The sequence below is a fragment of the Chryseobacterium sp. 27AL genome (assembly GCF_057815395.1).
The window spans coordinates 82,566-102,706 of record NZ_JBYRIW010000005.1 but is presented as its reverse complement, the minus strand read 5'-3'; the positions used below and the strand labels follow the sequence as shown (position 1 = coordinate 102,706).

Here is a 20,141-nt window from a genome sequence, read left to right as displayed (position 1 = left end):
GAACTCTCCTTTTATTGTTTCTTAAATATTTTTATCTCGAAATTCTGCTTGCTCTGGTCAGTATTTCTTTATTAATATCATTAATCAGTTCAGGTCCTTCATAGATAAAACCGGTGTACAACTGAACCAGACTTGCTCCGGCATCCAATTTTTCAAGAGCATCTTTAGCGGAATGAATTCCACCAACTCCGATGATCGGGAAAGCACGGTTACTTTTATCAGAAAGGTATTTGATCATTTTTGTACTTCGCTCTCTAATAGGTTTTCCGCTAAGACCGCCATTTCCGATCTGCGCCAATACTTCAGGAGAAGTCTTCAGCCCTTCCCTGTTGACAGAAGTATTTGAAACAATCAGTCCGTCAATTTTTGTTTCTGCAATCAGCTCTACAATTTCATCAAGCTGATTGTTGTTTAGATCCGGAGCTATTTTCAGCAAAACCGGCTTCTGTACAGCCTTCGATTGATTGATTTTTTTAACTTCTGTGATTAATTCTCTAAGATATTCCACATCTTCCAATTTGGCGTGGCTTCCTACATTCGGGCAACTTACATTCAGTACGAAATAATCAACGTAAGGATGAAGGCCTTCAAAACATTCCAGATAATCCTGAGTGTAATTTTCCGGGGCTGTCTGGGTATTTTTGCCGATGTTTCCGCCGATGATGATTTTCCCTTTATTGCCTTTTAATTTCTCAATTGCTGCTTCAAGACCGTCATTATTAAAACCCATTCTGTTGATGATTCCGCCATCTTCGATGAGACGGAAAAGCCTTTTCTTAGGATTTCCGGCCTGGGCTTTTGGGGTAACCGTTCCAATTTCTACAAATCCGAAACCTAAGTCTCCCAATTCATTAAATAAAACCGCATTTTTATCAAACCCGGCCGCCAGGCCTACAGGATTTTTAAACTTCAATCCGAAAACTTCTCTTTCCAGACGCTTATCTTCAATCGGTTTTGGGAAAAATAATTTGGTAAGAAATCCAAAATTCTTCAACATAGAAAATGTAAAGTGATGAACTTCCTCGGGATCAAATTTAAAAAGTATGGGGCGAATGAGCGATTTGTACATTGAAAAAAAGTTTTACAAAAATACTCATTTTAAAATTAATGTTTGATTAACCTGTGATATTTTATGGAAAAAGGTATTATATATGTTATCTATAAAGCTAAAAAATTGCAAAATCAGCGAGATATTTTTAACTCAAAGTATTATTATTTAAATGTTAATTATTTAAGTAAGCAAAGTATTAATCAACAAGTTGATTTGAAGAAGTCAAGTTCTTAAACTTTGCGAAGCAAATTTATTTCATTAAGAATAAGAACTCAAATCCAGTTTCAAAATATCTCCTACCCTTTTGAACTCATCATCTATAGTGGCATTTACAGTAATTCTTTCGTTAGAAACCGGATGATTGAAAATCAATTGATGGGCATGAAGCGTCATTTTGTTGATATTAAAAGTTTGCAGCCACAGCTTATTTTGTTTATTGCAACCATGTTTACGACATCCTAAAATTGGATGCAAAATATGTTTAAAATGCTTTCTCAACTGATGAAATCGCCCTGTTTCAGGAATTGCTTCTACTAAACAATATCTCGAAGTCTGATGTTTTAAAAAAGGCAAGTCGATTTCCGAAGTCTGTAAGCGACGATAGTAAGTAATGGCACTTTGCTTAACTTCATTTTCGTTAATTAAATCATAATCGATGGTTTCTTCTTCTTTTGCCCAGCCACGAAGAATGGCGATGTATTTCTTTTCGACTTCTCTTGTTGCAAACTGCTCACTCATTGCTTTCAACGTTTCTCTGTCTAAAGTAAACAGCAGAACACCCGAAGTTTTCCGGTCTAATCGATGTACCGGAAAAACTTTTTGCCCGATCTGCTTTTTTAATTCCTGGATCGCATACGTGTCGGCCTCTCCTGAGTAAAAAGATTTATGAACCAGCAATCCGCTGGGTTTGTTGATGGCAATAAGATGTTCGTCGCGATAAAGAATTTCTAGCATGTGGCAAAAGTAGAGGTTTTTGGCTTATTCCTCAAACTTTAAATTTACGTTGAAAAATGGCAACAACTGATTTTCTATTCGTCCGTTTTCTTTGCTGACCTCACTTCCATGCGTTCCGATATATTCTTCAGCTTCATGTTTTATTTTCAGCATTTCTAATGTTTTGCTAAAATTCAGGCAGCTTGGCGGAATGTGCTTCAATTCATCATTTCTTCCCCAGTCAAATTTTATAGCCTTTAATTTTTTAAGATTTTCGTAATGTGAAAAAGGCAATTCTGAAGTTGAGTTTTTCTTTAGTTCTTCAACAACAGAAGGGTTTACTTTTAATCTATCACCATCAAACGAAAACGGCAGATCAGCAAAAAACGGAGGCTTATTTTCATTTCCGTTGTATGCTCTCGCAATGGCAAAAATAATGTTTGCTCTTGCATTTTCAGGTTTTGATAAATCTTTAACTTCATTTATCTGCTTTATACTTTTGTACAAATCGATCTCAGAAAGCGCAAAATATTGTGCATCTAAAATTCCGGGAGAAAGCGCATAAACCGAAGAAAAAACCTCAGGATGAAGAATAGCATTTCGTAAAGCACCATTGCCTCCCATAGAATGACCTGCAATGCCACGGCTGTCTTTATTTGTGATGGTTCTGTAGTTTTTATCAATAAAGTTCACCAGCTCAACCGACGTAAAATCTGACCAATTTCCCGAAGATTTTGAATTGGCATAAAAACTACCTTTAAAAACTGTGCTTTCATCCGGCATCACCATAATGAAGGGCCTTATTTTTTTTGAATTAATGCCCCTGTCAATAATATGATTAATCTTGTCACTGTTGACCAACAGGCTGTCACTCCAGAAAAAGCCATGTAAAAAATAAATAACAGGATACCGTTGGGAAGATTTTTCATAATCCGGCGGAAGATAAACGGAAACTCTGCGTTTCGAATTTTCTCCGGCCTTATTCTGTAAGGTTTTGGCCGTAATATATGTCGTAACAACCTTCCCTTCCGGAATGTTCTGCGCCCGGAAACTTTGGGCCAGTAAGACAAAAATTAAAATTATAAATCCTCCTTTTTTCATTATAAAAACTTTAGCTGAGACAAATTACGGTAAATTGTCTCAAAAAAAGACAATAATATATTGAAATGATTCGAGCAGTTTAATAGTGAATAAAATTTAACATTTTAAATTCTTTTTTGAAAGAGAGAATTTTTATTTTCGCGCAAAATTTAACTATGAAAAAACTGCTAATTACAATTCTTCTAAGTATTTTTCCTTTGATCTCGTTTGCTCAGAACTCAGATTCAATTAAATTAGGAAAATCCAACCGTGAGTTTTTTATTAAAGGTGACCAGAAATTTAAATTTTCTGAATATAGAAAAGTTTTCACCAACCCCGAAGCCCTCAGCTATATGAAGAAGGCCAATACCAACAGTACGGTATCACAGATTTTCGGTGCCGTGGGTGGCGGATTAATAGGATTTGGACTTGTAAAAGAGATAACCCGGAATAAAACAGTCTACTATAATGGTGTAGCCATCAAAGAGAAACAAAAAGGTGGCTGGGCACTGATCGGAGCCGGCCTGGGCGCCATCGGTATAGGAATTCCATTTGCACTGAGTGCACAGAAAAACCTGAAAAAAGCTGTAGACACTCAAAATCAGAATCCGGAAAGCACTGAAACAAAAGCCACTTCATACAGGCTCGATATCAGAGGAAACAGCATTGGTCTTACATATAGTTTTTAAAAAATAGACAAAAGCTGATTTATTGAATGTGATCTGATAGTCTGCTTTTTTTAATCAATAGGATTTTATACAACTTTTTATCCATAGCCCTGATTGAGCGGCATGTCTGAGCTCTTTTTTATGATATCGGCGCGGCGGCTCCGCCGCCGCGCCGATATCATAGAAAAAGCGAGTAGCGAAAGCAGGTTCCCGGCTCCTAATTTTCTGCATTCTAAAAACTTCCTGCTTCCTTCTTCTAACTTCCCGCTTTTTCACTATTTTTGCAAATTCAGACGTTAAAAAATTATGGCAAAGCAAGAAGATGTTTTCAAGAAAGTGATTTCTCACGCTAAAGAATATGGTTTTATTTTCCCTTCGAGTGAGATCTACGATGGTTTATCCGCTGTTTATGATTATGGACAGAACGGTGCCGAACTCAAAAATAATATCAAGCAATACTGGTGGAAAGCGATGGTACAGCTTAACGAAAATATTGTGGGTATTGATTCGGCGATTCTTATGCATCCTACGACATGGAAAGCATCGGGCCACGTAGACGCTTTCAACGATCCATTGATTGACAATAAAGATTCTAAAAAACGTTTCAGAGCAGACGTTTTAGTGGAAGATTACTGCGCTAAAATTGAAGATAAAGAAAATAAGGAAATCGAAAAGGCAGCCAAGAGATTTGGGGAATCCTTTGATAAAGATCAATTTGTTGCGACAAATCCAAAAGTTTTGGAATACAGAGCCAAAAGAGAAGCTATTCTTTCGAGACTGGCAAAATCTCTGGAAAATGAAGACCTTGCGGATGTAAAAGCATTAATTGAAGAACTAGAAATTGCTGACCCCGACACCGGTTCCAAAAACTGGACGGAAGTACGACAATTCAACTTAATGTTCGGAACCAAACTCGGCGCTTCTGCTGATTCTGCGATGGATTTGTATTTAAGACCAGAAACCGCACAGGGGATTTTTGTTAACTTTTTAAACGTACAGAAAACATCCCGTCACAGACTTCCTTTTGGTATTGCACAGATTGGAAAAGCATTCAGAAATGAGATCGTAGCGAGACAATTCATCTTCAGAATGCGTGAATTTGAGCAGATGGAAATGCAGTTTTTTGTTGCTCCGGGAACAGAACTTGAGTTCTACGAACAATGGAAACAAAAGCGTCTGAACTGGCACTTAGCTTTAGGTTTAGGTGATGAAAACTACAGATTTCATGATCATGAAAAGCTGGCGCACTATGCGAATGCAGCGGCTGATATTGAATTTAATTTCCCATTCGGCTTTAAAGAATTGGAGGGAATTCACTCAAGAACAGATTTCGATTTAAAAGCACACGAAAAATTCTCAGGAAGAAAACTTCAGTTCTTTGATCCTGAAAGAAACGAAAACTATGTGCCTTATGTGGTGGAAACTTCGGTAGGTTTAGACCGATTATTCCTTGCCTTATTCTCTCACTGTTTAAAGGACGAAACCCTGGAAGACGGTTCAGAAAGAACGGTTTTATCGTTACCTCCAGCTTTAGCGCCAATTAAAGCAGCTATTCTTCCGTTAATGAAGAAAGACGGTTTAGCAGAATATGCAGAGAAAATCTTCAATGATCTTAAATATGATTTTAATTTATTCTACGAAGAAAAAGATGCGATCGGAAAACGCTATAGAAGACAGGATGCGATCGGGACACCTTATTGCATTACCATCGATCATGATTCATTAACAGATCATACGGTGACCATAAGAGACAGAGATACGATGCAACAGGAAAGAGTTCCTGTTTCAGAGTTGAGAAGAATTATTGATGAAAAAACAAACTTCAGAAATTTACTTTCTAAAATATAAAACGAAAGCCTTGAGAAATCAGGGCTTTATTTTTTGTTAAAAAATGTCATTCTGATTCTTGTTGTCAAATTTATTTTAAATTTGTTTCAAGATCAATCTTTATGACAGTCCTTATTTACTTTGTGATATTCGCTGTAATCGTCGCTGTGCTTTTTTATATTCTCGGTTACAGCTATATTTTCAACGGAATTTCAAAAACCTATCTGAAGGGAAAAATGAGTGCGCATATTGATGATGGAAAATTTTTCTCCTATAATGTAATTGCTGCCGGAAATCCCATTCCGTGGGAGGAAGATACTGAATACAACAAAGCAGAATTACCGAAAAATTTAGTTGACGATTTAAAACATTCCAACACCGCTTCTTTTCTTGTTATCCGTAATGGAAAGATCCTTCACGAACAATATTGGAATGGCTATAACGAATTCTCAAAAACCAATTCTTTTTCCATGGCAAAAGCTGTTACGGTAATGCTGTTAGGAAAAGCTATTGAAGAAGGAAAAATCAAAAGTATCGATGATAAGTTTTCGGGTTATTTTGACGAGTTTAAAAATAAAGAATTTGCAGAAAATTTAACCTTGAAAAATCTCGCACAGATGGAGTCCGGACTCAACTGGGAAGAAAATTATAAAAATCCATTTCTGCCAAACGCAAAAGCATACTATGGGAGAAGTCTTATAAAAGCTACCTTTTCAAGAAAATTCAAGCAACATCCCGGAGAAAGATTTGAATATCAAAGTGGTTCTACGCAACTCTTAGGTTTTGCTGTGAGAAAAGCAGTCAACCAATCGCTTTCAGATTATTTATCAGAAAATTTCTGGATCCCACTCGGGATGGAGCAGGACGCAGAATGGAGCACCGACGAAAGCGGAATGGAAAAAACGTATTGCTGCATCCATTCCACTACGCGTGATTTCGCAAAGCTGGGACAATTATTCTTAAACAATGGAAAGGTAAACGGCGAACAGATTTTAAATCTTGATTTTATTAACCAGATGCGAACGCCGACAGAAAAATCTGAAGAGATTTACGGAATGGGATTCTGGATTAATAATGATAATCCGATTAAACATTACTATTTTTTAGGCTTGCAGGGACAATACATCATCATGCTTCCGGAACATAATATGGTCATCGTAAGAACCGGAAGTTATAACAATCTCCCTAAAAATGACAGAGGAAGGCCGGATCAGGTGAAATTTCTGGTAAATGAAACGGTGAAACTTTTCAGCAGTCGCTCTAATGAAATCTGAAATTGGCTTCCGTGAACGTATTATTTTTAAGAAAAGCTTCGTATTCCGGTGAAAGCTGTTTTCTTCCGTAGGTATTTTCTCCGCTCATACTCCCGAGGCGAACTTTATCTTTCCCGAATTTTTTATTCATTGCGTCCATCGCCTTCATTACCGGAAGATGCTGATTTTGTGCATCTTCTTCAAATAAATTGATCAATCTCTGATCTTCAGGGACAAAATCATTAACGATCACTCCGGCTTTTTTATAATGAAATCCTTCTTTAAAAATTTCTTCAAACAGCTCATTGACGACTCTTCCTATCAGAATTGAAGAATTGGTGGGATTCGGAAGAACCTGCGTAACTGCCTTTTTATATTCCGGCAGATCTTTACGGAATCGGTTGGTCTGCACGAAAACCGTTATCATCTTGCAACATGTATTCTGCTTCCTCAGACGTTCAGAACAATACATACCGAAGGTTTCCACTCTCTCGCGAACATGTTCTTTGTCGGTAAGCATTTCCATGAAGCTTCTGGTCACCGCAATAGACTTTTTGGGCGACGGAGCATCGAGTTCCAGCTGGCGGATACCTTTCAGCTCATTAATCATTCTTACCCCATGAATTCCCATTACTTTACGAACCCACATTTCCGGTTTCTGCAACAGATCCCAGGCTTTATGAACACCGTTATCGTGCATTTTTACGGCAAGCCGGCGGCCGATTCCCCAGACATCTCCAATATCCAGCCATTTTAAAGCTTTTTCGATTTTTTCAGGGGTATCCATTATAAACACGCCGTCAAAATTATCAGGATATTTTTTTACAATTCTATTAGCTACTTTACATAATGTTTTCGTAGGTGCAATTCCGATGCTGACAGGAATATGAGCCTCCTGCCTGATTCTGTTTTTAATTTCAATACAATAATCATGAATATTGATGTACTTAAACCCTGTAAAATCCAGGAACAGCTCATCAATACTGTAGACTTCATGGTCCAGCACGTATGATTTTGCAATTTCAATAACCTGCTGACTCTTAAAATTATACAATTCAAATTTTGCGGAGAAACTTTTAACATCATGCTCCTTGAACAGCTCTTTGTATTTAAAAGCCGGTGCAGCCATAGGAATGCCCAGGTCCTTGGCTTCTTTGCTCCGTGACACAACACATCCGTCGTTGTTGGAAAGTACCACAACGGGTTTGTCTTCAAGCGAAGGATCCAAAGTTCTTTCACAGGAAACAAAGAAATTATTGCAATCTACTAAAGCATACATAATTAAAAACGGGACAGTTCAATGCACAAAATTATAACTTTTATAATACAATATTATGCTAAATTGAAATTTTAACATTAAATTTAATTAATTGATATACAGTTATTTATTTTATTTAAATACGTCAAGTTTTGTCGCCTATGCGCTATAATTTTGTTTTCCAAAACTTTAAAATTATTGATATGGATAAAGTAACATTACAGAGAATTGAAAAACTTCATCCCCTGGTAAGGGAAGAGGTAAAACAGATTATTAAAGACTGCGACGAAGCCTTAACCGGAAGAGCAAAAGTAAGAATTACGCAAGGCCTGAGAAGCTTTGAAGAACAGGAAAAACTGTACGCTATCGGAAGAATTACTTCCGGAAAAAAAGTGACCAATGCTAAAGCCGGACAAAGCATCCACAATTACGGACTGGCCGTTGACATCTGCCTGATCATCGATGGCAAAGCAGCCAGCTGGGACACCGTAAAAGACTGGGACAATGATCAGGTTGCCGACTGGTATGAATGTGTGAAAATTTTTGCCAAATACGGATGGAACTGGGGTGGCAACTGGAAAACCTTTAAAGACCTTCCTCACTTTGAGAAAAAATCTGTTCCTGCTCAAAAAGGGACAATTACAACAAGCTGGAGAACACTCATCAAAATGAAAAGAGATAAAGATGATTATGTGGTATTTTAAATCTCCATTGTTTGAAAAATTATTTTATTACGACAAGTTCTGTCGCTTTCCCGCCCTACTTTTGCTTTAGAGAAACACCAAAACAATCTCTATAAAAAATTAAAACCAATAGATATTTCTTCCGGAATCTATTGGTTTTAGTTGTCTAATATTGTCAGGGATTTCTCCAAAAAAAAAGTAAAATCAAATGAAAAAGACAACCATTCTTTCTTTGGACGGGGGCGGAATCAGGGGTATCATCACCTGCATTATTCTGCGCTACATAGAAGAGCAGCTGCAGATTCATGATAAGCCGGGTGCTAAACTTGGTGATTATTTTGATTTTGTTGCAGGAAGCAGTACAGGAGGTCTGATTGCGTCTATCATTCTATGTCCCGACGAACACCGGAAAGCAAAATATTCCATCCAGAAAGGGCTGGAACTATATGCTGAAAAAGGTGGCGACATATTTCAGGTTTCTTTTTGGGAAAGACTGATTAATCCTTTCGGGTTGATTAATGAAAAAATATCCCAGGAAGCCCTTGAAAAAAATCTGAATGACTTTTTTGGAAATTTAGAATTAAAAGAACTGATAAAACCTTGTTTAATAACAAGCTATGATATCGAAAACCGAAGAGCCAAATTATTCAACTCATGGAAAGCGAGTCTCATTACAGACAATTTTTATGTAAAAGATGTATGCAGGGCAACTTCAGCTGCACCGACCTACTTTTCACCAGTTCAGATCAAATCAATGTACGGACAGATATTCAGCCTGATTGACGGCGGAATGTTTGCCAATAATCCGTCACTTTGTGCCTATGCGGAAGCGAGAAAAATTCCTTTTGCGGAAGTGTTGAAAAATCATCAGAAAGCCAATCATCCTGTGGTGAATGATATGATTATGATTTCCATCGGAACAGGCATTGAAGCAAGATCCTACTCTTTTAAAAAGCTTGAAAAGGCCGGAAAAATAAGCTGGGTAAATCCAATTATCGATATTTTAATGTCGGCAAATGCAGAAACGGTAGATTATCAGCTTTGTCAGATGTTTCAGACTTTGGGACAGAGAAATCAGAAAAATTATTATCGTCTCAATCCATCATTGAAAAATGCTTCTCCGGCAATGGATAATGTAAGAAGATCAAATATTGAAAATCTTATACAGGCCGGGCTTTGCTACATTGATGACAATCGAGAGCTACTTAACCAAATCGTACAGAAGCTGATAAAAAACACAATATAAGCTTTACCGCTTATAATAAGTATAAATAAGCTAAAAAACTTATATTTTAATTTTAATAAAATTATTTTTTATACGTCAAGTTTTGTCGCAGCTGCGAATTATTTTTGAATTAAGATTAAAAACAATAACCAAAAGAACTAAATACCATGAAAAATATTCTACAGCGCTGTAGTTTTAATTTAGAAAATTCAATAGCCGGATTTCCCGTGCTATAATACCTCAGACATATTCAATTTTTAGATTCGGCTTCCAGAGCTGAACAGGATATGTATTACCCAATAATATCAGTTTGCTAGCACTACTATATAATCAATTTATTAACCATTTAAAAACCATTTAAACATTATGGCAAATTTAGTACAAGAACTAAACAGTTTAGATTTTAGCGTTTACATTGGCGGTCCGTTACAGGCTGCTGTAAAAGCACAGCATGACGCATCCATTTCACAGGTTAATTTCATCAAGGAAGTAGGTTTCATTCCCGGAGCCAACGGACAACCTGACCAGTTGAAGTATGTAGATTTTAATTACAAAAAATCAATTCCAAATCCGGATTATGATTCAACGGCAACAAGTGGGGCGGCAAGTAATCCGTTCATTGATTCAGAAGTTAATCTGAGAGTTCCTTTCCTTGCTACTCTTACTATGCCGGCTTTAAGAATTGATGAGCTTACCATTGATTTTAATGCTAAATTAAATTCCGTGGAAACTCAGGCTGTTTCCAGCGAATTCAGCGGTTCTGCCAGCTTAAGCGCAAAATTCTGGAAAGTAAAGTTTAATGCATCTGCATCGTACAAGAAAACTACATCAAGCACTTCAACAACCGAAAGAACATACACGCTAGGTGTTCATGTAAGAGCGGTAAATGACGAATTGCCTGCAGGACTTGCAAGAGTTCTGGACATGCTGGAAGACAGTATTTCGGCTGTCAACAATTAATCTTTTTGGATGGCTGCATAAGCAGTCATCCTTTTCTACCATTCTATAACTAAAAAAAACTTATCATGCCAAAATTAAATGAATACCTGGGAGGAATTGTTTCAGAAATTGCTTCTTCCCGAAAAATGGCCGATCTGCTGACCGTACAAATTGCAAAAGAATATGCTCAGGATGATCTGCTGAAAAACTTCTCAATTCCAAGAATGAAAATAGGAACTGTAGACCTTACCATTCCATTTGCCCAGGGAGGTGTTTTGCCCATTCTTAAGCTGAGAGATTTCGCTTATGATGAGATTACAAAAGTGATGAAAACCGGCTACAATACTGCTGATACTTCAAGTGATCAAAAACTCAAGACTTTCCTGATCGACATGGAAGTATATTATGATGATACTATTGATCAGATAAAGCATGAAAATACACCGACTCTTACTGCAGAACAGGAAAAAAAATTCGATATCATCCCTGAATATATTACGGAGTTTTGTTTAGGTCTGCCGAATTTCAAATGGGATCAGGTAAAATCTGAGGTACTACAGAAAAGCCTTAGAGATCGTACGATTTTTGAGGCCAGAAAAATTATTGAAAAAGTGGAAGAAAATGAAATCATCGTAGAAGCAAGCAAGCTCATGAGCATCGATCCCAAATACCTGATCTATGCAAAAATGAGTGTAAGCGAATCCGGAATGGAATGGTCTCGATACGAAGACATTAACGGAAATATTGTTGAAACTTTAATTCCTGAATAATGAGAAAATCACAATTTATTTTGGTCAGTCAGCTCAAAGAAAAGCTGCTGGAGTTTCCGGGGATCGTTACTTCTCTGGAAAAGAAAGACCCTTACTTCATTGACAAAATCATGCTTTGGTTAAAAGCTTCGGAGAATATCTTTTCGACATACAATATCAGTGAAGTAGCTGAACTAGCTGGTTTCAGAAGTAAAATTATTGCGGCAAAAATGGTAGAAGGGAGAGGGACAAACATTAAAAGAAATCAGTTGAAAGCGGCAGCCGGAATATTGTATGATGTTCAGAATACCGTCCTCAGCGTATTGATACCTTATGAGAAAAAGATGAATGAATGCCGCGAAATCGTAAAGCAACTGCTGATACTCACCGCTCAAACCCAAACGCAGACTTACAATCCGAATCTTCCTTTTGAAGATTTCATCAAGAAAATATGGTTATTCATTTTATCTGATAATGATCTGAAAATCGGCGCGGTAAAGCTCAAATCATTGCTTTCTGAAATGGATATCTTCATGCTCATGGGCGATGAGCTAGAATTAAGCGACTTTGCCTAAATAACTCAGTTTTTGAGTTATTTTTTTGTCAAGTTCTGTCGCTATCCGATTATATCTTCGAATCAGAAACTAATAACCATGAAAACATCAAATAAAAGTACTCAACATTTAATCTGATTATTAAATTATAAACTAAAACCTAATAAAACATAACATGGAAAAACCAAATCACAGTTCAGAGACTGTTTTTGATGAGGATCTTTACACCATCGATTGGACCGATATTGAAAACACAGAAATAGACTACGAAAATTGCCTGAATGATATTGAAAATTTCTTCCGAGAAGATTTTAAAAATGATATTCTTGAGGAGGGTGTGTGAAGTATGACGCATTATCTTGCCAAAAGTTTAAAAGAATTAAGAAATCAAAGCTTTAAAACTTATCCACAAAAATAAAACACGACACCTTTTGTCGCATTAAGCACATATATTTGTGGCAGAAACTTTTAATAATGAAAAAAGACTTTTACCTGACAAGATATGCCTTAATCATCAAAAGACTGGAAAGCTCCCCAGCGACTTATTCACAGCTGGAGGATTACCTGCTTAATTCTTTTGAATTTCAGGATGCAGAAATCAAAAGCTATTCGATCCGTACTTTGCAGAGAGATATTCGTGAGATTTCTGATCTTTTTAATCTGTCCATCCACAACAAAAAAAAGGGTGATAATCGGTATTATATTGAGAGTCGCCCAATTATGGAAGTCGACGAATATAACCAGAAATTACTCGAATCTTTTCAGGTAAGCAATGCCCTCAATCTTCACCCGGACTTTTCAGATTTTATTTTTTTTGAAAGCCGTAAGCCGACCGGAGTTGAACATTTTTATGATCTCTTCTTTGCCATTCGAAATAAAAGAATCATTTCGTTTGAACATTATAATTACAAAAATAAGCTGATGACTTCCCGAAAAGTTCATCCTTTAGCATTGAAGGAATCAAAAGACAGATGGTACCTCATTGCGATTGACACCAAAGATAAAATGCTGAAATCTTTTGGGCTGGACAGGATCAATTATCTCGATGTAAGCGATAAACAGTTCAGGGAAAAATATAAATATAATTTCAGGGAACACTTTAAAAATGCTTTCGGCGTTATGAATCTCACCGCTCAGAATCCCCAAAGAATCGTGCTGAAATGTAGCAGACATCAGGGAGAATATATTAAAAGCTTTCCTCTTCACCAGTCACAAAAAGAAATAAAAGAAACACCTGAAGAAATATTTTTCGAGTTTTTTCTTCATCCCACCTATGATTTTATGCAGGAAGTTTTATCTTATGGAAAGGAAGTACAGGTTTTGGAACCTAAAGTTTTAGTTGATGAAATCCGTAAGCACCTTCAGGAATCATTAAACAGCTATTTAAAAGGCTAACCATCTAAAGGATTTTTTGAGTACATTTACATTAAATATATCAACGTGAAAGTCCTGTTTTCATATCTTTTTTGTTTAATTTTCTCCTTTTGCTTCTCACAGCAAACGGAAGATTTCAGATTTGTTAAACAATATTATAACCAGCACCGATCTATGCTGGGCAACGAGTTCAAGAAAAAATTTGATGCCGAAGCAGATAACTTTAACAAAGCTTCGATAAAAAATGATTATTTGCTGTTTATGCAAAAAATGGACAGTATAGAAAATGTAGCACTGACCGCTGTTTTACTAAAAACAAAAAATCTGGAAGATCTGTCCAGACTCAATATAATAAAGAAAAATACTGACGATAAAACTGCTGTTACCTCATCTCCAGCCATCGATAAAGCGGCAGATTATCCCGGAGGAATTAATGAACTCAGAAAAGAAGTTGCCGTCCTTTTTTATCTCGGGGGTGTATATTCTGAAGTTAAAACCATTAAAGCCGATGTAGCTTTTATCGTCGAAAGGGATGGTACAATCACAAATGTTGAGGCAAAGGGAAATAATTTCACTTTTAACCGGCAGGCCGAAATCGCACTATATTCTGTCTCACAGAAATTTTCTCCGGCTATCGTCAATGGCAGCCCGGTACGATATCGTTTCCGCTTACCTTTAACCATGAATATTGAATAATTTTAATATTAGGTTCCGAATTCCTCTTAATTTAAATTTTGACTAAAATGTTTACCGACGAATATTATATGAAAATGGCGCTTAGCGAAGCCGAACTTGCTCTTGAGAAGGATGAAGTGCCGATTGGCTGTGTCGTCGTATCCAATAATCGTATTATTGCAAGGGCCCATAATCTTACCGAAACATTAAATGATGTTACCGCCCATGCAGAAATGCAGGCAATCACTTCTGCAGCCAATTTTCTTGGTGGAAAGTATTTAAAAGACTGCACCCTTTATGTAACGCTGGAACCCTGTGTGATGTGTTCCGGAGCACTGTCCTGGGCACAGATTTCAAAGGTCGTAATCGGAGCAAGAGATGAACAGCGTGGCTTCATCAACAAACATCTTTCGCTGCATCCTAAAACAGAGATCGTAACAGGAATTATGGAAAATGAGTGTTCTTCCATCGTTAAAGAATTTTTTAAGTCAAAGAGATAATTAAAAGGCTAAGGTTGAGGTTGAGATTGAGGTTCAGACAATTTGCATCTGAATCGAGCAAACAAATACTCAGTCTTAACCTTAACCTCGCTCTACAAATCTTTTCCTAAAAAGTAAAGCCCCTTTAGCGTATGAAGCCTGTCCATTACATGAATCTTGTCCGTTAATGGTTTGTATACATGTGAAACACCGCCGGTAGCCACTACAAAACAATTGTCTTCCACCTCGTCATTAATTCTGTCGATAAAACCTTCTACCATTCCGAGAAAGCCATAAACCATTCCGCTTTGCATGCAGGTTACGGTATCCAGTCCAAGAACTGTTTTCGGTTTTACCAGTTCAATTTCCGGAAGCTGGGCCGTCTGGCTGATCAGGGAATTCAGGGCCGTCACAATTCCCGGAGCGATAATTACGCCTAATGTTTCACCGTTTTCTGCGACACAGCTCGCCGTAAGAGCTGTTCCGAAGTCTAAAACAATCTTTTTCCTATCCGGATACATATTATGGGCTGCCACAAGATTGGCATAAATATCCGTTCCCATTTGCTTGGATTTTGCCTGAACTCCGGATGATGTGTTTCTGTCGACAATTACAGGATTTAGATCATGAATCTTTCGGATCGCAGCACTCATAACTTTTGTAAGCTGAGGCACCACCGACCCGATAATCACTTTCCCAATTTCTTTTGGCTCTATTTTATAGGTCTGATAAAGCATCATCATCTGAACATATAGCTCATCTGTCGTTCTGTAAGGCTTTGTATTTATCACCCAGGAAATATCACAGTTGTCATCATTAAAAAGACCGAATCTGATATTGCTGTTTCCTACATTGATTACGATTGAATTCATTTATTTACGGTAAAATGGAATCTTATTATTTAAGGCCTTAAATTTAATGATTTTAATGTAAGCGGAAAATGAATCCATCAAAAATCCCCAAAGAGCAATTCTTTAGGGATTATTATTTAATGATTAAATTATTTCACTTCAACAACATTATCTTCCAGATTTATATCCGCCAGTCTCTGGCTCAGGTCAATTACTAACGCTGCTAACTGAGATTTGCTGTAAGGCACGGTGATGGTATACTCTTTCTGAGTCCATGGCCAATAAGGCATTGTTTTGAACTCACCGTAGATATCTTTTTCTTTCCAGGTATGGGTCATATTCATCGGGATCTGATAATTAACAAGCTTATTATCTTTTGTGATCACACTAAAATCTATAGGCATAGGGACCTGACCGTTATTTACCAATGTAATGGTCGTTGATTGTTCACCGTAATTTACATCCTTTATTCCATAATCAATTGTCTTTGTCGTGTTGATCCAGTAATGATGAAACCATTTCAGATCCATCCCGGAAACTTTCTGGGCAATATGGAGAAAATCTCTGTCGGAAGGATGTTTCAATGCCCATTGATCATAATACTGTTTCAGTGTTTCAGTAAGGTTTTGCTCGCCCATAATGTATCCTAATTCCACCAGATACAATTCTCCTTTTACATAGGAAGCATAAGTATAAGATGTCCCGTTGTCGTGGTGATCACCCAACCAGACCGCCGGCTCCTCAATTCCTTTTTTAATGAATTTTCTATAACCATCAACTGACTTTACAAACGGATTAGGAAATTCTTTTACCGGCGGAAACAGTTGGTTCATGACATATGCTTCCGCATAGCTCGTAAATCCTTCATCCATCCATGGGCGCATAGGTTCGTTGGTAGCAAGCATCTGCTGATACCACGAATGCGCACCTTCGTGGGCCATTAAACCCATTAATCCTTCTATATTTTTAGCTTCTCCAAGAATCATGGTACACATTCCATATTCCATTCCGCCATCACCGCCCTGAATAAATGCGTAGGTAGGATAAACATATTTCCCGAAGTGAGCATTCATCAGCTGATAATATTTTGTGAGATATGGTTGTGCCTCTTCCCACACTTTTGTTTTGTCGTTGTTTTGATATACCAGGAAAACTTTTGGCCCTTGGGGAACGTCGAAGCTTTTTACAATATAATCTTTATCGGCTGCCCAGGCAAAATCGAGAATATTTTTTGCCGTCCATTTCCATGTAGCTTTATTTTTATTGGATTTAATTTTGGCATTTACATCATAACCTTTCACCTCTGAAGGATTTTCCAGAATTCCACCCGCTCCGATCACATAGTCTTTGTTAATTTTAATGGTCACATCAAAATCAGAAAATGGTGCGTGAAACTCTCTTCCGATATAATCGAAAGTCGCCCATCCGTCATAGTCATATTCTGCGATTTTTGGATACCATTGGGTCATGGTCATATCCACCCCTTCCTTATTATTTCTTCCGCTTCTTCTGATCTGTTGAGGAATGACAGCGTCCCATTCAAGGGTAAATGTCGTAGATGAATTTGGTTTAATTGGCTCGGCCAGATACACTTTCATTACGGTTTCCTGCACTTCAAACTTCAGGTTTTTACCATTTTGCTTGATCCAGTGAATATTCTGTGCGCCTTCCTGATCTTTTGGAATGGAAGCCAGCCTTGAAATCCCATCTTTCTGCAATCTTGAATCACCGTTTTTTCCTTGTCCGGCAACTCTTTGATCCATCATAGAATTGGGTTTAAAAGCATTCCAGTACAAATGAAAATATACTACATTCAGCTCGTCCGGTGAATTATTTTTGTAGTCTAAAGTCTGTTTGCCTTCGTAAGTGAATTTTTCAGCATTTACATCAATATCCATTTTATACTTCGCACTTTGCTGATAATAAGGCCCCTGCTGAGCCTGAAACTGAGAAATGATAAACGCAAACAGGATTACAACCGATTTTTTCATTTAAAATTTTTATTTTTCTAAAGGTATGTATTTTAAGTAAAAAACCTCAACAAGTGGTATGATGAGGTTTATGTACTGTAGATTTAGATTAAATTTATGCTAAAGGTTAAATTTCCTACAAGGAATTTGTTAACTATTCAATAGAAAATAGCTGTGCTATTGTATTAACTCAAAAGCTTTTTAATCAAAGTAATCTGTCCCAAATGGTAATAACAATGTTCAATCATTCCGTCAATATTTCTTAGATAAGTTCCATATTTTTCGTCTACAAAAGATTCGTTCATTTTTGCATCGGGCATCTGCTCTAGTAAGCTTGCAAATTTTTCGGCATCACTGAAAAGTTTATTTACAAGTGTTTCCCATTGTTCCTGAGACTCAACCGGAGGGAGATCAAAGCTGTATTTATCCCTTATTTCCAAATCACCGCCTTCAAAAACATTAATCAGTCCGGCAATGTAATAATCAATATGAAAAGTAAGCATGGCAATGGTATTCAAAGAACCTACCTTTTTTGTGGCCTGTTCCCAGCTTACATCTGACAGCTGATCTTTAAAATTTGTGTTGGCAATCCATAAACCATCCAGCAACACTTCTCTGAATCTGTTGGCTAATTGTAAAGTTGTACTCATTTGTTTATTTTTTTTTAAAGATAATTATTTTTGCTCTATCAATTAATCTATGAAGCTCTTTAAAAATAAAATCCTCCAAGATTTTCGGATCTTGAAGGATTAAAGCTGAATATAATTCTAATTATTTTTTAACAGAAATTTCTTTCTTTCCGCTTTGTAGTATCTTTTCCAGGATCCTAAGGGTAATCAGATAAGTAGGTTTTACTCCTGTAAGCCCCAAGCCTCCTGAAGAAAGCGTACTTCCCGTTTCCAATGGATTATCAGATGCATAATAAGCATACATGACAAACAGATCCGGCGTGATATGATGCCTGATCTTTGAAGCCACCTGAATTGCTTTCTGGTAGTGGGCTCCTTCCATTTCAAGTCCGATCGCTTTCCAGGAAGTATTCATAAAATAAGAAAGAATATCTCTGTTTTGAAGCGAAGTTCCCAAAACGGTAATCATCGGTCCTTCAAAAGCCTGCAATTCGTCGTCTTTAAAATCTTCCAGTTTTAAGGCATTTTCAAAAGGGTAATTATCTGCTGTCCCTTCAAAGATATGAGAGGTTGGGATCATGATATCGCCTTTTCCACCGGCTAAGATTCCTGCTTTACCCATAATGGAAACAGATTTCACTTTCATCATATATACTTCTCCTTTATGCTCGAAAGGTCTTAGTAATTCATCCATTACCTCAAAAGCCTGTTCGCCGAATGCATAATCAAAAACCATGATCACATCATCACCTCCAAATTTAATATCCTGGAAAGGTGTATTTTTAAGATCCGTTTTGCTGAGGTCAATGATCTGAACATCAATATTGCTTCCGCTTTTATCATTAATATAGATCATCCCCTGTTCCAAAGCATATTTAGAAACTTTGTCGCGAAGTTCTTTTTTATCAGAAATTTCTCCGTACAGCTTGTAATCTACCTTATGATCTTTTTTCTTCAGGGCTTCATTGGCATAAAGCATATTTTTAACAGAATGCATATTGGCCGAAATAATATGAAGCGGGCGCATATGAAGATCATTTTCGTACAATACTTCTTTCACCTTATGAGCCCATTTTTCGCCGAAATAGTGATGCCCTACCCTTTCTCTGAGTATCGAACTGAAATGAATCTCGCGTTCTCTGGTTTGCTTTGCATCTTCCAGGCTTACTTTCGCCAGATTATAAATAATTTTAAACAAACGGTCCGGATTACTGTCGTCCCCGAATGTATTATATGCATTTAAAGTTTCATCAAAAGTTCTTCCTATTAAAGAAGAAAGATGGATAAGCGCTACTTCTTTTTCCTTTCTGCTGAATTTCTTTTCACCTTTCACCACCTCTTCAATAATTTTGAAAGCTCGCGTAGGCTTCCAGTTTTCATCCTGAATGAAGGCTAAATTTCTCACTTTATCCGCTTCTATAAATAAGAATGTTAAATGCGTAAGAATGTCATAAATTTCAGAACGTCCCAGAAGAACTTCAATATTCATCTGGTGTTCATCAATTCTGTAACAGTTTCTTCTTCTCTTTTTGGGAACAATCGGTTCGAAACTTCCTTTATCAAACCCTTCATCCGATGTAAGATGAATAAAGGCACATTCTTCAATTCCTTCGGGAAGCCTGTCGAGCACATACATCAGCCCGTTGAGCTCAAGCTTGCTTGGAATGTTCATGCTTCCATAAATCTCCGGATTGATGGTTTTCAACAAACTTCTGATCGTCTCCCCCGAAACACCGGCAGGTTTAAAAAAACCTCTGTAAAAGAGGTGTCTCATAGAAATATACAATCTTTCAATTGCTTCCGTTGTTTCTCTTGCTCTAGAATTTGTCATAAAATAAATTTCACACAAATATACAAAATCTCCGCCTAATGTATTTTAAGTGTCTTTTAATAAATGATTTAACATAATATTTTAATATCTTTATCCATAGATATTATTTAAA

At 37.0% G+C, this 20,141-nt stretch carries 20 protein-coding genes; 12 read left to right on the top strand and 8 right to left on the bottom strand.

All coding sequences use genetic code 11. From position 1 onward, the window contains the following. Positions 1-31 precede the first annotated feature (31 nt). From AC3WV0_RS10505 to AC3WV0_RS10495, 3 genes are all read right to left on the bottom strand, one after another. Positions 32-1,069: a quinone-dependent dihydroorotate dehydrogenase gene (locus AC3WV0_RS10505; RefSeq protein ID WP_488846033.1), complete on the bottom strand. Its 1,038-nt coding sequence runs from the start codon at positions 1,067-1,069 to the stop codon at positions 32-34. 240 nt (positions 1,070-1,309) lie between these two features. Beyond that, on the bottom strand, positions 1,310-2,005 hold the full coding sequence (locus tag AC3WV0_RS10500; protein ID WP_488846032.1) for a pseudouridine synthase: 696 nt from the start codon (positions 2,003-2,005) through the stop codon (positions 1,310-1,312). Between the two features lie 24 nt (positions 2,006-2,029). Then, positions 2,030-3,085, bottom strand: a complete 1,056-nt coding sequence (locus tag AC3WV0_RS10495; protein ID WP_488846031.1) for an alpha/beta hydrolase — start codon at positions 3,083-3,085, stop codon at positions 2,030-2,032. Between the two features lie 155 nt (positions 3,086-3,240). Here AC3WV0_RS10495 and AC3WV0_RS10490 point away from each other — a divergent pair, with 155 nt between their 5' ends. The 3 genes from AC3WV0_RS10490 to AC3WV0_RS10480 all read left to right on the top strand — a co-directional run bounded on the left by AC3WV0_RS10490 (position 3,241) and on the right by AC3WV0_RS10480 (position 6,833). Beyond that, positions 3,241-3,753 carry a hypothetical protein gene (locus AC3WV0_RS10490; RefSeq protein WP_488846030.1) on the top strand — a complete coding sequence of 171 codons (513 nt, stop codon included), beginning with the start codon at positions 3,241-3,243 and terminating at the stop codon, positions 3,751-3,753. Between the two features lie 285 nt (positions 3,754-4,038). Then, complete coding sequence (locus tag AC3WV0_RS10485) at positions 4,039-5,580, top strand: glycine--tRNA ligase (RefSeq protein ID WP_488846029.1); 1,542 nt, start codon at positions 4,039-4,041, stop codon at positions 5,578-5,580. Positions 5,581-5,681: 101 nt separating this feature from the next. Beyond that, complete coding sequence (locus AC3WV0_RS10480; protein ID WP_488846028.1) at positions 5,682-6,833, top strand: serine hydrolase domain-containing protein; 1,152 nt, start codon at positions 5,682-5,684, stop codon at positions 6,831-6,833. Here AC3WV0_RS10480 and AC3WV0_RS10475 read toward each other — a convergent pair. Beyond that, positions 6,820-8,091 (bottom strand): Y-family DNA polymerase, encoded by a 1,272-nt coding sequence (locus tag AC3WV0_RS10475; RefSeq protein WP_488846027.1) that lies wholly within the window; start codon positions 8,089-8,091, stop codon positions 6,820-6,822. The genes AC3WV0_RS10480 and AC3WV0_RS10475 overlap by 14 nt on opposite strands. A gap of 182 nt (positions 8,092-8,273) precedes the next feature. Between AC3WV0_RS10475 and AC3WV0_RS10470 the strand changes: the two genes are divergently transcribed. The 9 genes from AC3WV0_RS10470 (at position 8,274) to AC3WV0_RS10430 (ending at position 14,769) form a co-directional block, all read left to right on the top strand. Beyond that, on the top strand, positions 8,274-8,774 hold the full coding sequence (locus AC3WV0_RS10470) for a M15 family metallopeptidase (RefSeq protein WP_312900520.1): 501 nt from the start codon (positions 8,274-8,276) through the stop codon (positions 8,772-8,774). Between the two features lie 187 nt (positions 8,775-8,961). Next, a complete protein-coding gene (locus AC3WV0_RS10465) occupies positions 8,962-9,999 on the top strand; it encodes a patatin-like phospholipase family protein (RefSeq protein WP_488846026.1) in 1,038 nt (345 codons plus the stop codon). Positions 10,000-10,344: 345 nt separating this feature from the next. After that, entirely contained in the window at positions 10,345-10,938 is a 594-nt protein-coding gene (locus AC3WV0_RS10460; protein ID WP_488846025.1) for a DUF2589 domain-containing protein, read from the top strand. Positions 10,939-11,003: 65 nt separating this feature from the next. Further along, on the top strand, positions 11,004-11,687 hold the full coding sequence (locus AC3WV0_RS10455; protein WP_488846024.1) for a hypothetical protein: 684 nt from the start codon (positions 11,004-11,006) through the stop codon (positions 11,685-11,687). After that, a complete protein-coding gene (locus AC3WV0_RS10450; protein WP_488846023.1) occupies positions 11,687-12,241 on the top strand; it encodes a hypothetical protein in 555 nt (184 codons plus the stop codon). Before AC3WV0_RS10455 ends, AC3WV0_RS10450 begins: the two co-directional genes overlap by 1 nt. Before the next feature lie 154 nt (positions 12,242-12,395). Then, the gene (locus AC3WV0_RS10445; protein ID WP_488846022.1) at positions 12,396-12,563 is read left to right on the top strand and encodes a hypothetical protein; all 168 of its coding nucleotides are present in this window, start codon (positions 12,396-12,398) and stop codon (positions 12,561-12,563) included. Between the two features lie 131 nt (positions 12,564-12,694). Next, entirely contained in the window at positions 12,695-13,615 is a 921-nt protein-coding gene (locus AC3WV0_RS10440; protein ID WP_488846021.1) for a helix-turn-helix transcriptional regulator, read from the top strand. Positions 13,616-13,864: 249 nt separating this feature from the next. Further along, the gene (locus tag AC3WV0_RS10435; RefSeq protein ID WP_488846020.1) at positions 13,865-14,290 is read left to right on the top strand and encodes an energy transducer TonB; all 426 of its coding nucleotides are present in this window, start codon (positions 13,865-13,867) and stop codon (positions 14,288-14,290) included. 47 nt (positions 14,291-14,337) lie between these two features. Next, positions 14,338-14,769, top strand: coding sequence for a nucleoside deaminase (locus tag AC3WV0_RS10430; protein ID WP_312900525.1), 432 nt, complete (start codon positions 14,338-14,340; stop codon positions 14,767-14,769). Positions 14,770-14,861: 92 nt separating this feature from the next. Here the strand turns inward: AC3WV0_RS10430 and AC3WV0_RS10425 are convergent, their stop codons facing one another. The 4 genes from AC3WV0_RS10425 to AC3WV0_RS10410 all read right to left on the bottom strand — a co-directional run bounded on the left by AC3WV0_RS10425 (position 14,862) and on the right by AC3WV0_RS10410 (position 20,029). After that, positions 14,862-15,620: a type III pantothenate kinase gene (locus AC3WV0_RS10425; RefSeq protein ID WP_488846019.1), complete on the bottom strand. Its 759-nt coding sequence runs from the start codon at positions 15,618-15,620 to the stop codon at positions 14,862-14,864. A 128-nt stretch (positions 15,621-15,748) separates the two neighbouring features. After that, the gene (locus tag AC3WV0_RS10420; protein WP_488846018.1) at positions 15,749-17,590 is read right to left on the bottom strand and encodes a M1 family metallopeptidase; all 1,842 of its coding nucleotides are present in this window, start codon (positions 17,588-17,590) and stop codon (positions 15,749-15,751) included. A gap of 164 nt (positions 17,591-17,754) precedes the next feature. Beyond that, entirely contained in the window at positions 17,755-18,219 is a 465-nt protein-coding gene (locus AC3WV0_RS10415; RefSeq protein WP_488846017.1) for a DUF1572 domain-containing protein, read from the bottom strand. A gap of 121 nt (positions 18,220-18,340) precedes the next feature. Then, the gene (locus AC3WV0_RS10410) at positions 18,341-20,029 is read right to left on the bottom strand and encodes a DUF6909 family protein (RefSeq protein ID WP_488846016.1); all 1,689 of its coding nucleotides are present in this window, start codon (positions 20,027-20,029) and stop codon (positions 18,341-18,343) included. Between the last annotated feature and the right edge of the window lie 112 nt (positions 20,030-20,141).

Bases quoted from the DNA above. Each gene is read 5' to 3' on its own strand.
- AC3WV0_RS10505 (WP_488846033.1), bottom strand. From the start codon at position 1,069: ATGTACAAATCGCTCATTCGCCCCATACTTTTTAAATTTGATCCCGAG.
- AC3WV0_RS10500 (WP_488846032.1), bottom strand. From the start codon at position 2,005: ATGCTAGAAATTCTTTATCGCGACGAACATCTTATTGCCATCAACAAA.
- AC3WV0_RS10495 (WP_488846031.1), bottom strand. From the start codon at position 3,085: ATGAAAAAAGGAGGATTTATAATTTTAATTTTTGTCTTACTGGCCCAA.
- AC3WV0_RS10490 (WP_488846030.1), top strand. From the start codon at position 3,241: ATGAAAAAACTGCTAATTACAATTCTTCTAAGTATTTTTCCTTTGATC.
- AC3WV0_RS10485 (WP_488846029.1), top strand. From the start codon at position 4,039: ATGGCAAAGCAAGAAGATGTTTTCAAGAAAGTGATTTCTCACGCTAAA.
- AC3WV0_RS10480 (WP_488846028.1), top strand. From the start codon at position 5,682: ATGACAGTCCTTATTTACTTTGTGATATTCGCTGTAATCGTCGCTGTG.
- AC3WV0_RS10475 (WP_488846027.1), bottom strand. From the start codon at position 8,091: ATGTATGCTTTAGTAGATTGCAATAATTTCTTTGTTTCCTGTGAAAGA.
- AC3WV0_RS10470 (WP_312900520.1), top strand. From the start codon at position 8,274: ATGGATAAAGTAACATTACAGAGAATTGAAAAACTTCATCCCCTGGTA.
- AC3WV0_RS10465 (WP_488846026.1), top strand. From the start codon at position 8,962: ATGAAAAAGACAACCATTCTTTCTTTGGACGGGGGCGGAATCAGGGGT.
- AC3WV0_RS10460 (WP_488846025.1), top strand. From the start codon at position 10,345: ATGGCAAATTTAGTACAAGAACTAAACAGTTTAGATTTTAGCGTTTAC.
- AC3WV0_RS10455 (WP_488846024.1), top strand. From the start codon at position 11,004: ATGCCAAAATTAAATGAATACCTGGGAGGAATTGTTTCAGAAATTGCT.
- AC3WV0_RS10450 (WP_488846023.1), top strand. From the start codon at position 11,687: ATGAGAAAATCACAATTTATTTTGGTCAGTCAGCTCAAAGAAAAGCTG.
- AC3WV0_RS10445 (WP_488846022.1), top strand. From the start codon at position 12,396: ATGGAAAAACCAAATCACAGTTCAGAGACTGTTTTTGATGAGGATCTT.
- AC3WV0_RS10440 (WP_488846021.1), top strand. From the start codon at position 12,695: ATGAAAAAAGACTTTTACCTGACAAGATATGCCTTAATCATCAAAAGA.
- AC3WV0_RS10435 (WP_488846020.1), top strand. From the start codon at position 13,865: ATGGACAGTATAGAAAATGTAGCACTGACCGCTGTTTTACTAAAAACA.
- AC3WV0_RS10430 (WP_312900525.1), top strand. From the start codon at position 14,338: ATGTTTACCGACGAATATTATATGAAAATGGCGCTTAGCGAAGCCGAA.
- AC3WV0_RS10425 (WP_488846019.1), bottom strand. From the start codon at position 15,620: ATGAATTCAATCGTAATCAATGTAGGAAACAGCAATATCAGATTCGGT.
- AC3WV0_RS10420 (WP_488846018.1), bottom strand. From the start codon at position 17,590: ATGAAAAAATCGGTTGTAATCCTGTTTGCGTTTATCATTTCTCAGTTT.
- AC3WV0_RS10415 (WP_488846017.1), bottom strand. From the start codon at position 18,219: ATGAGTACAACTTTACAATTAGCCAACAGATTCAGAGAAGTGTTGCTG.
- AC3WV0_RS10410 (WP_488846016.1), bottom strand. From the start codon at position 20,029: ATGACAAATTCTAGAGCAAGAGAAACAACGGAAGCAATTGAAAGATTG.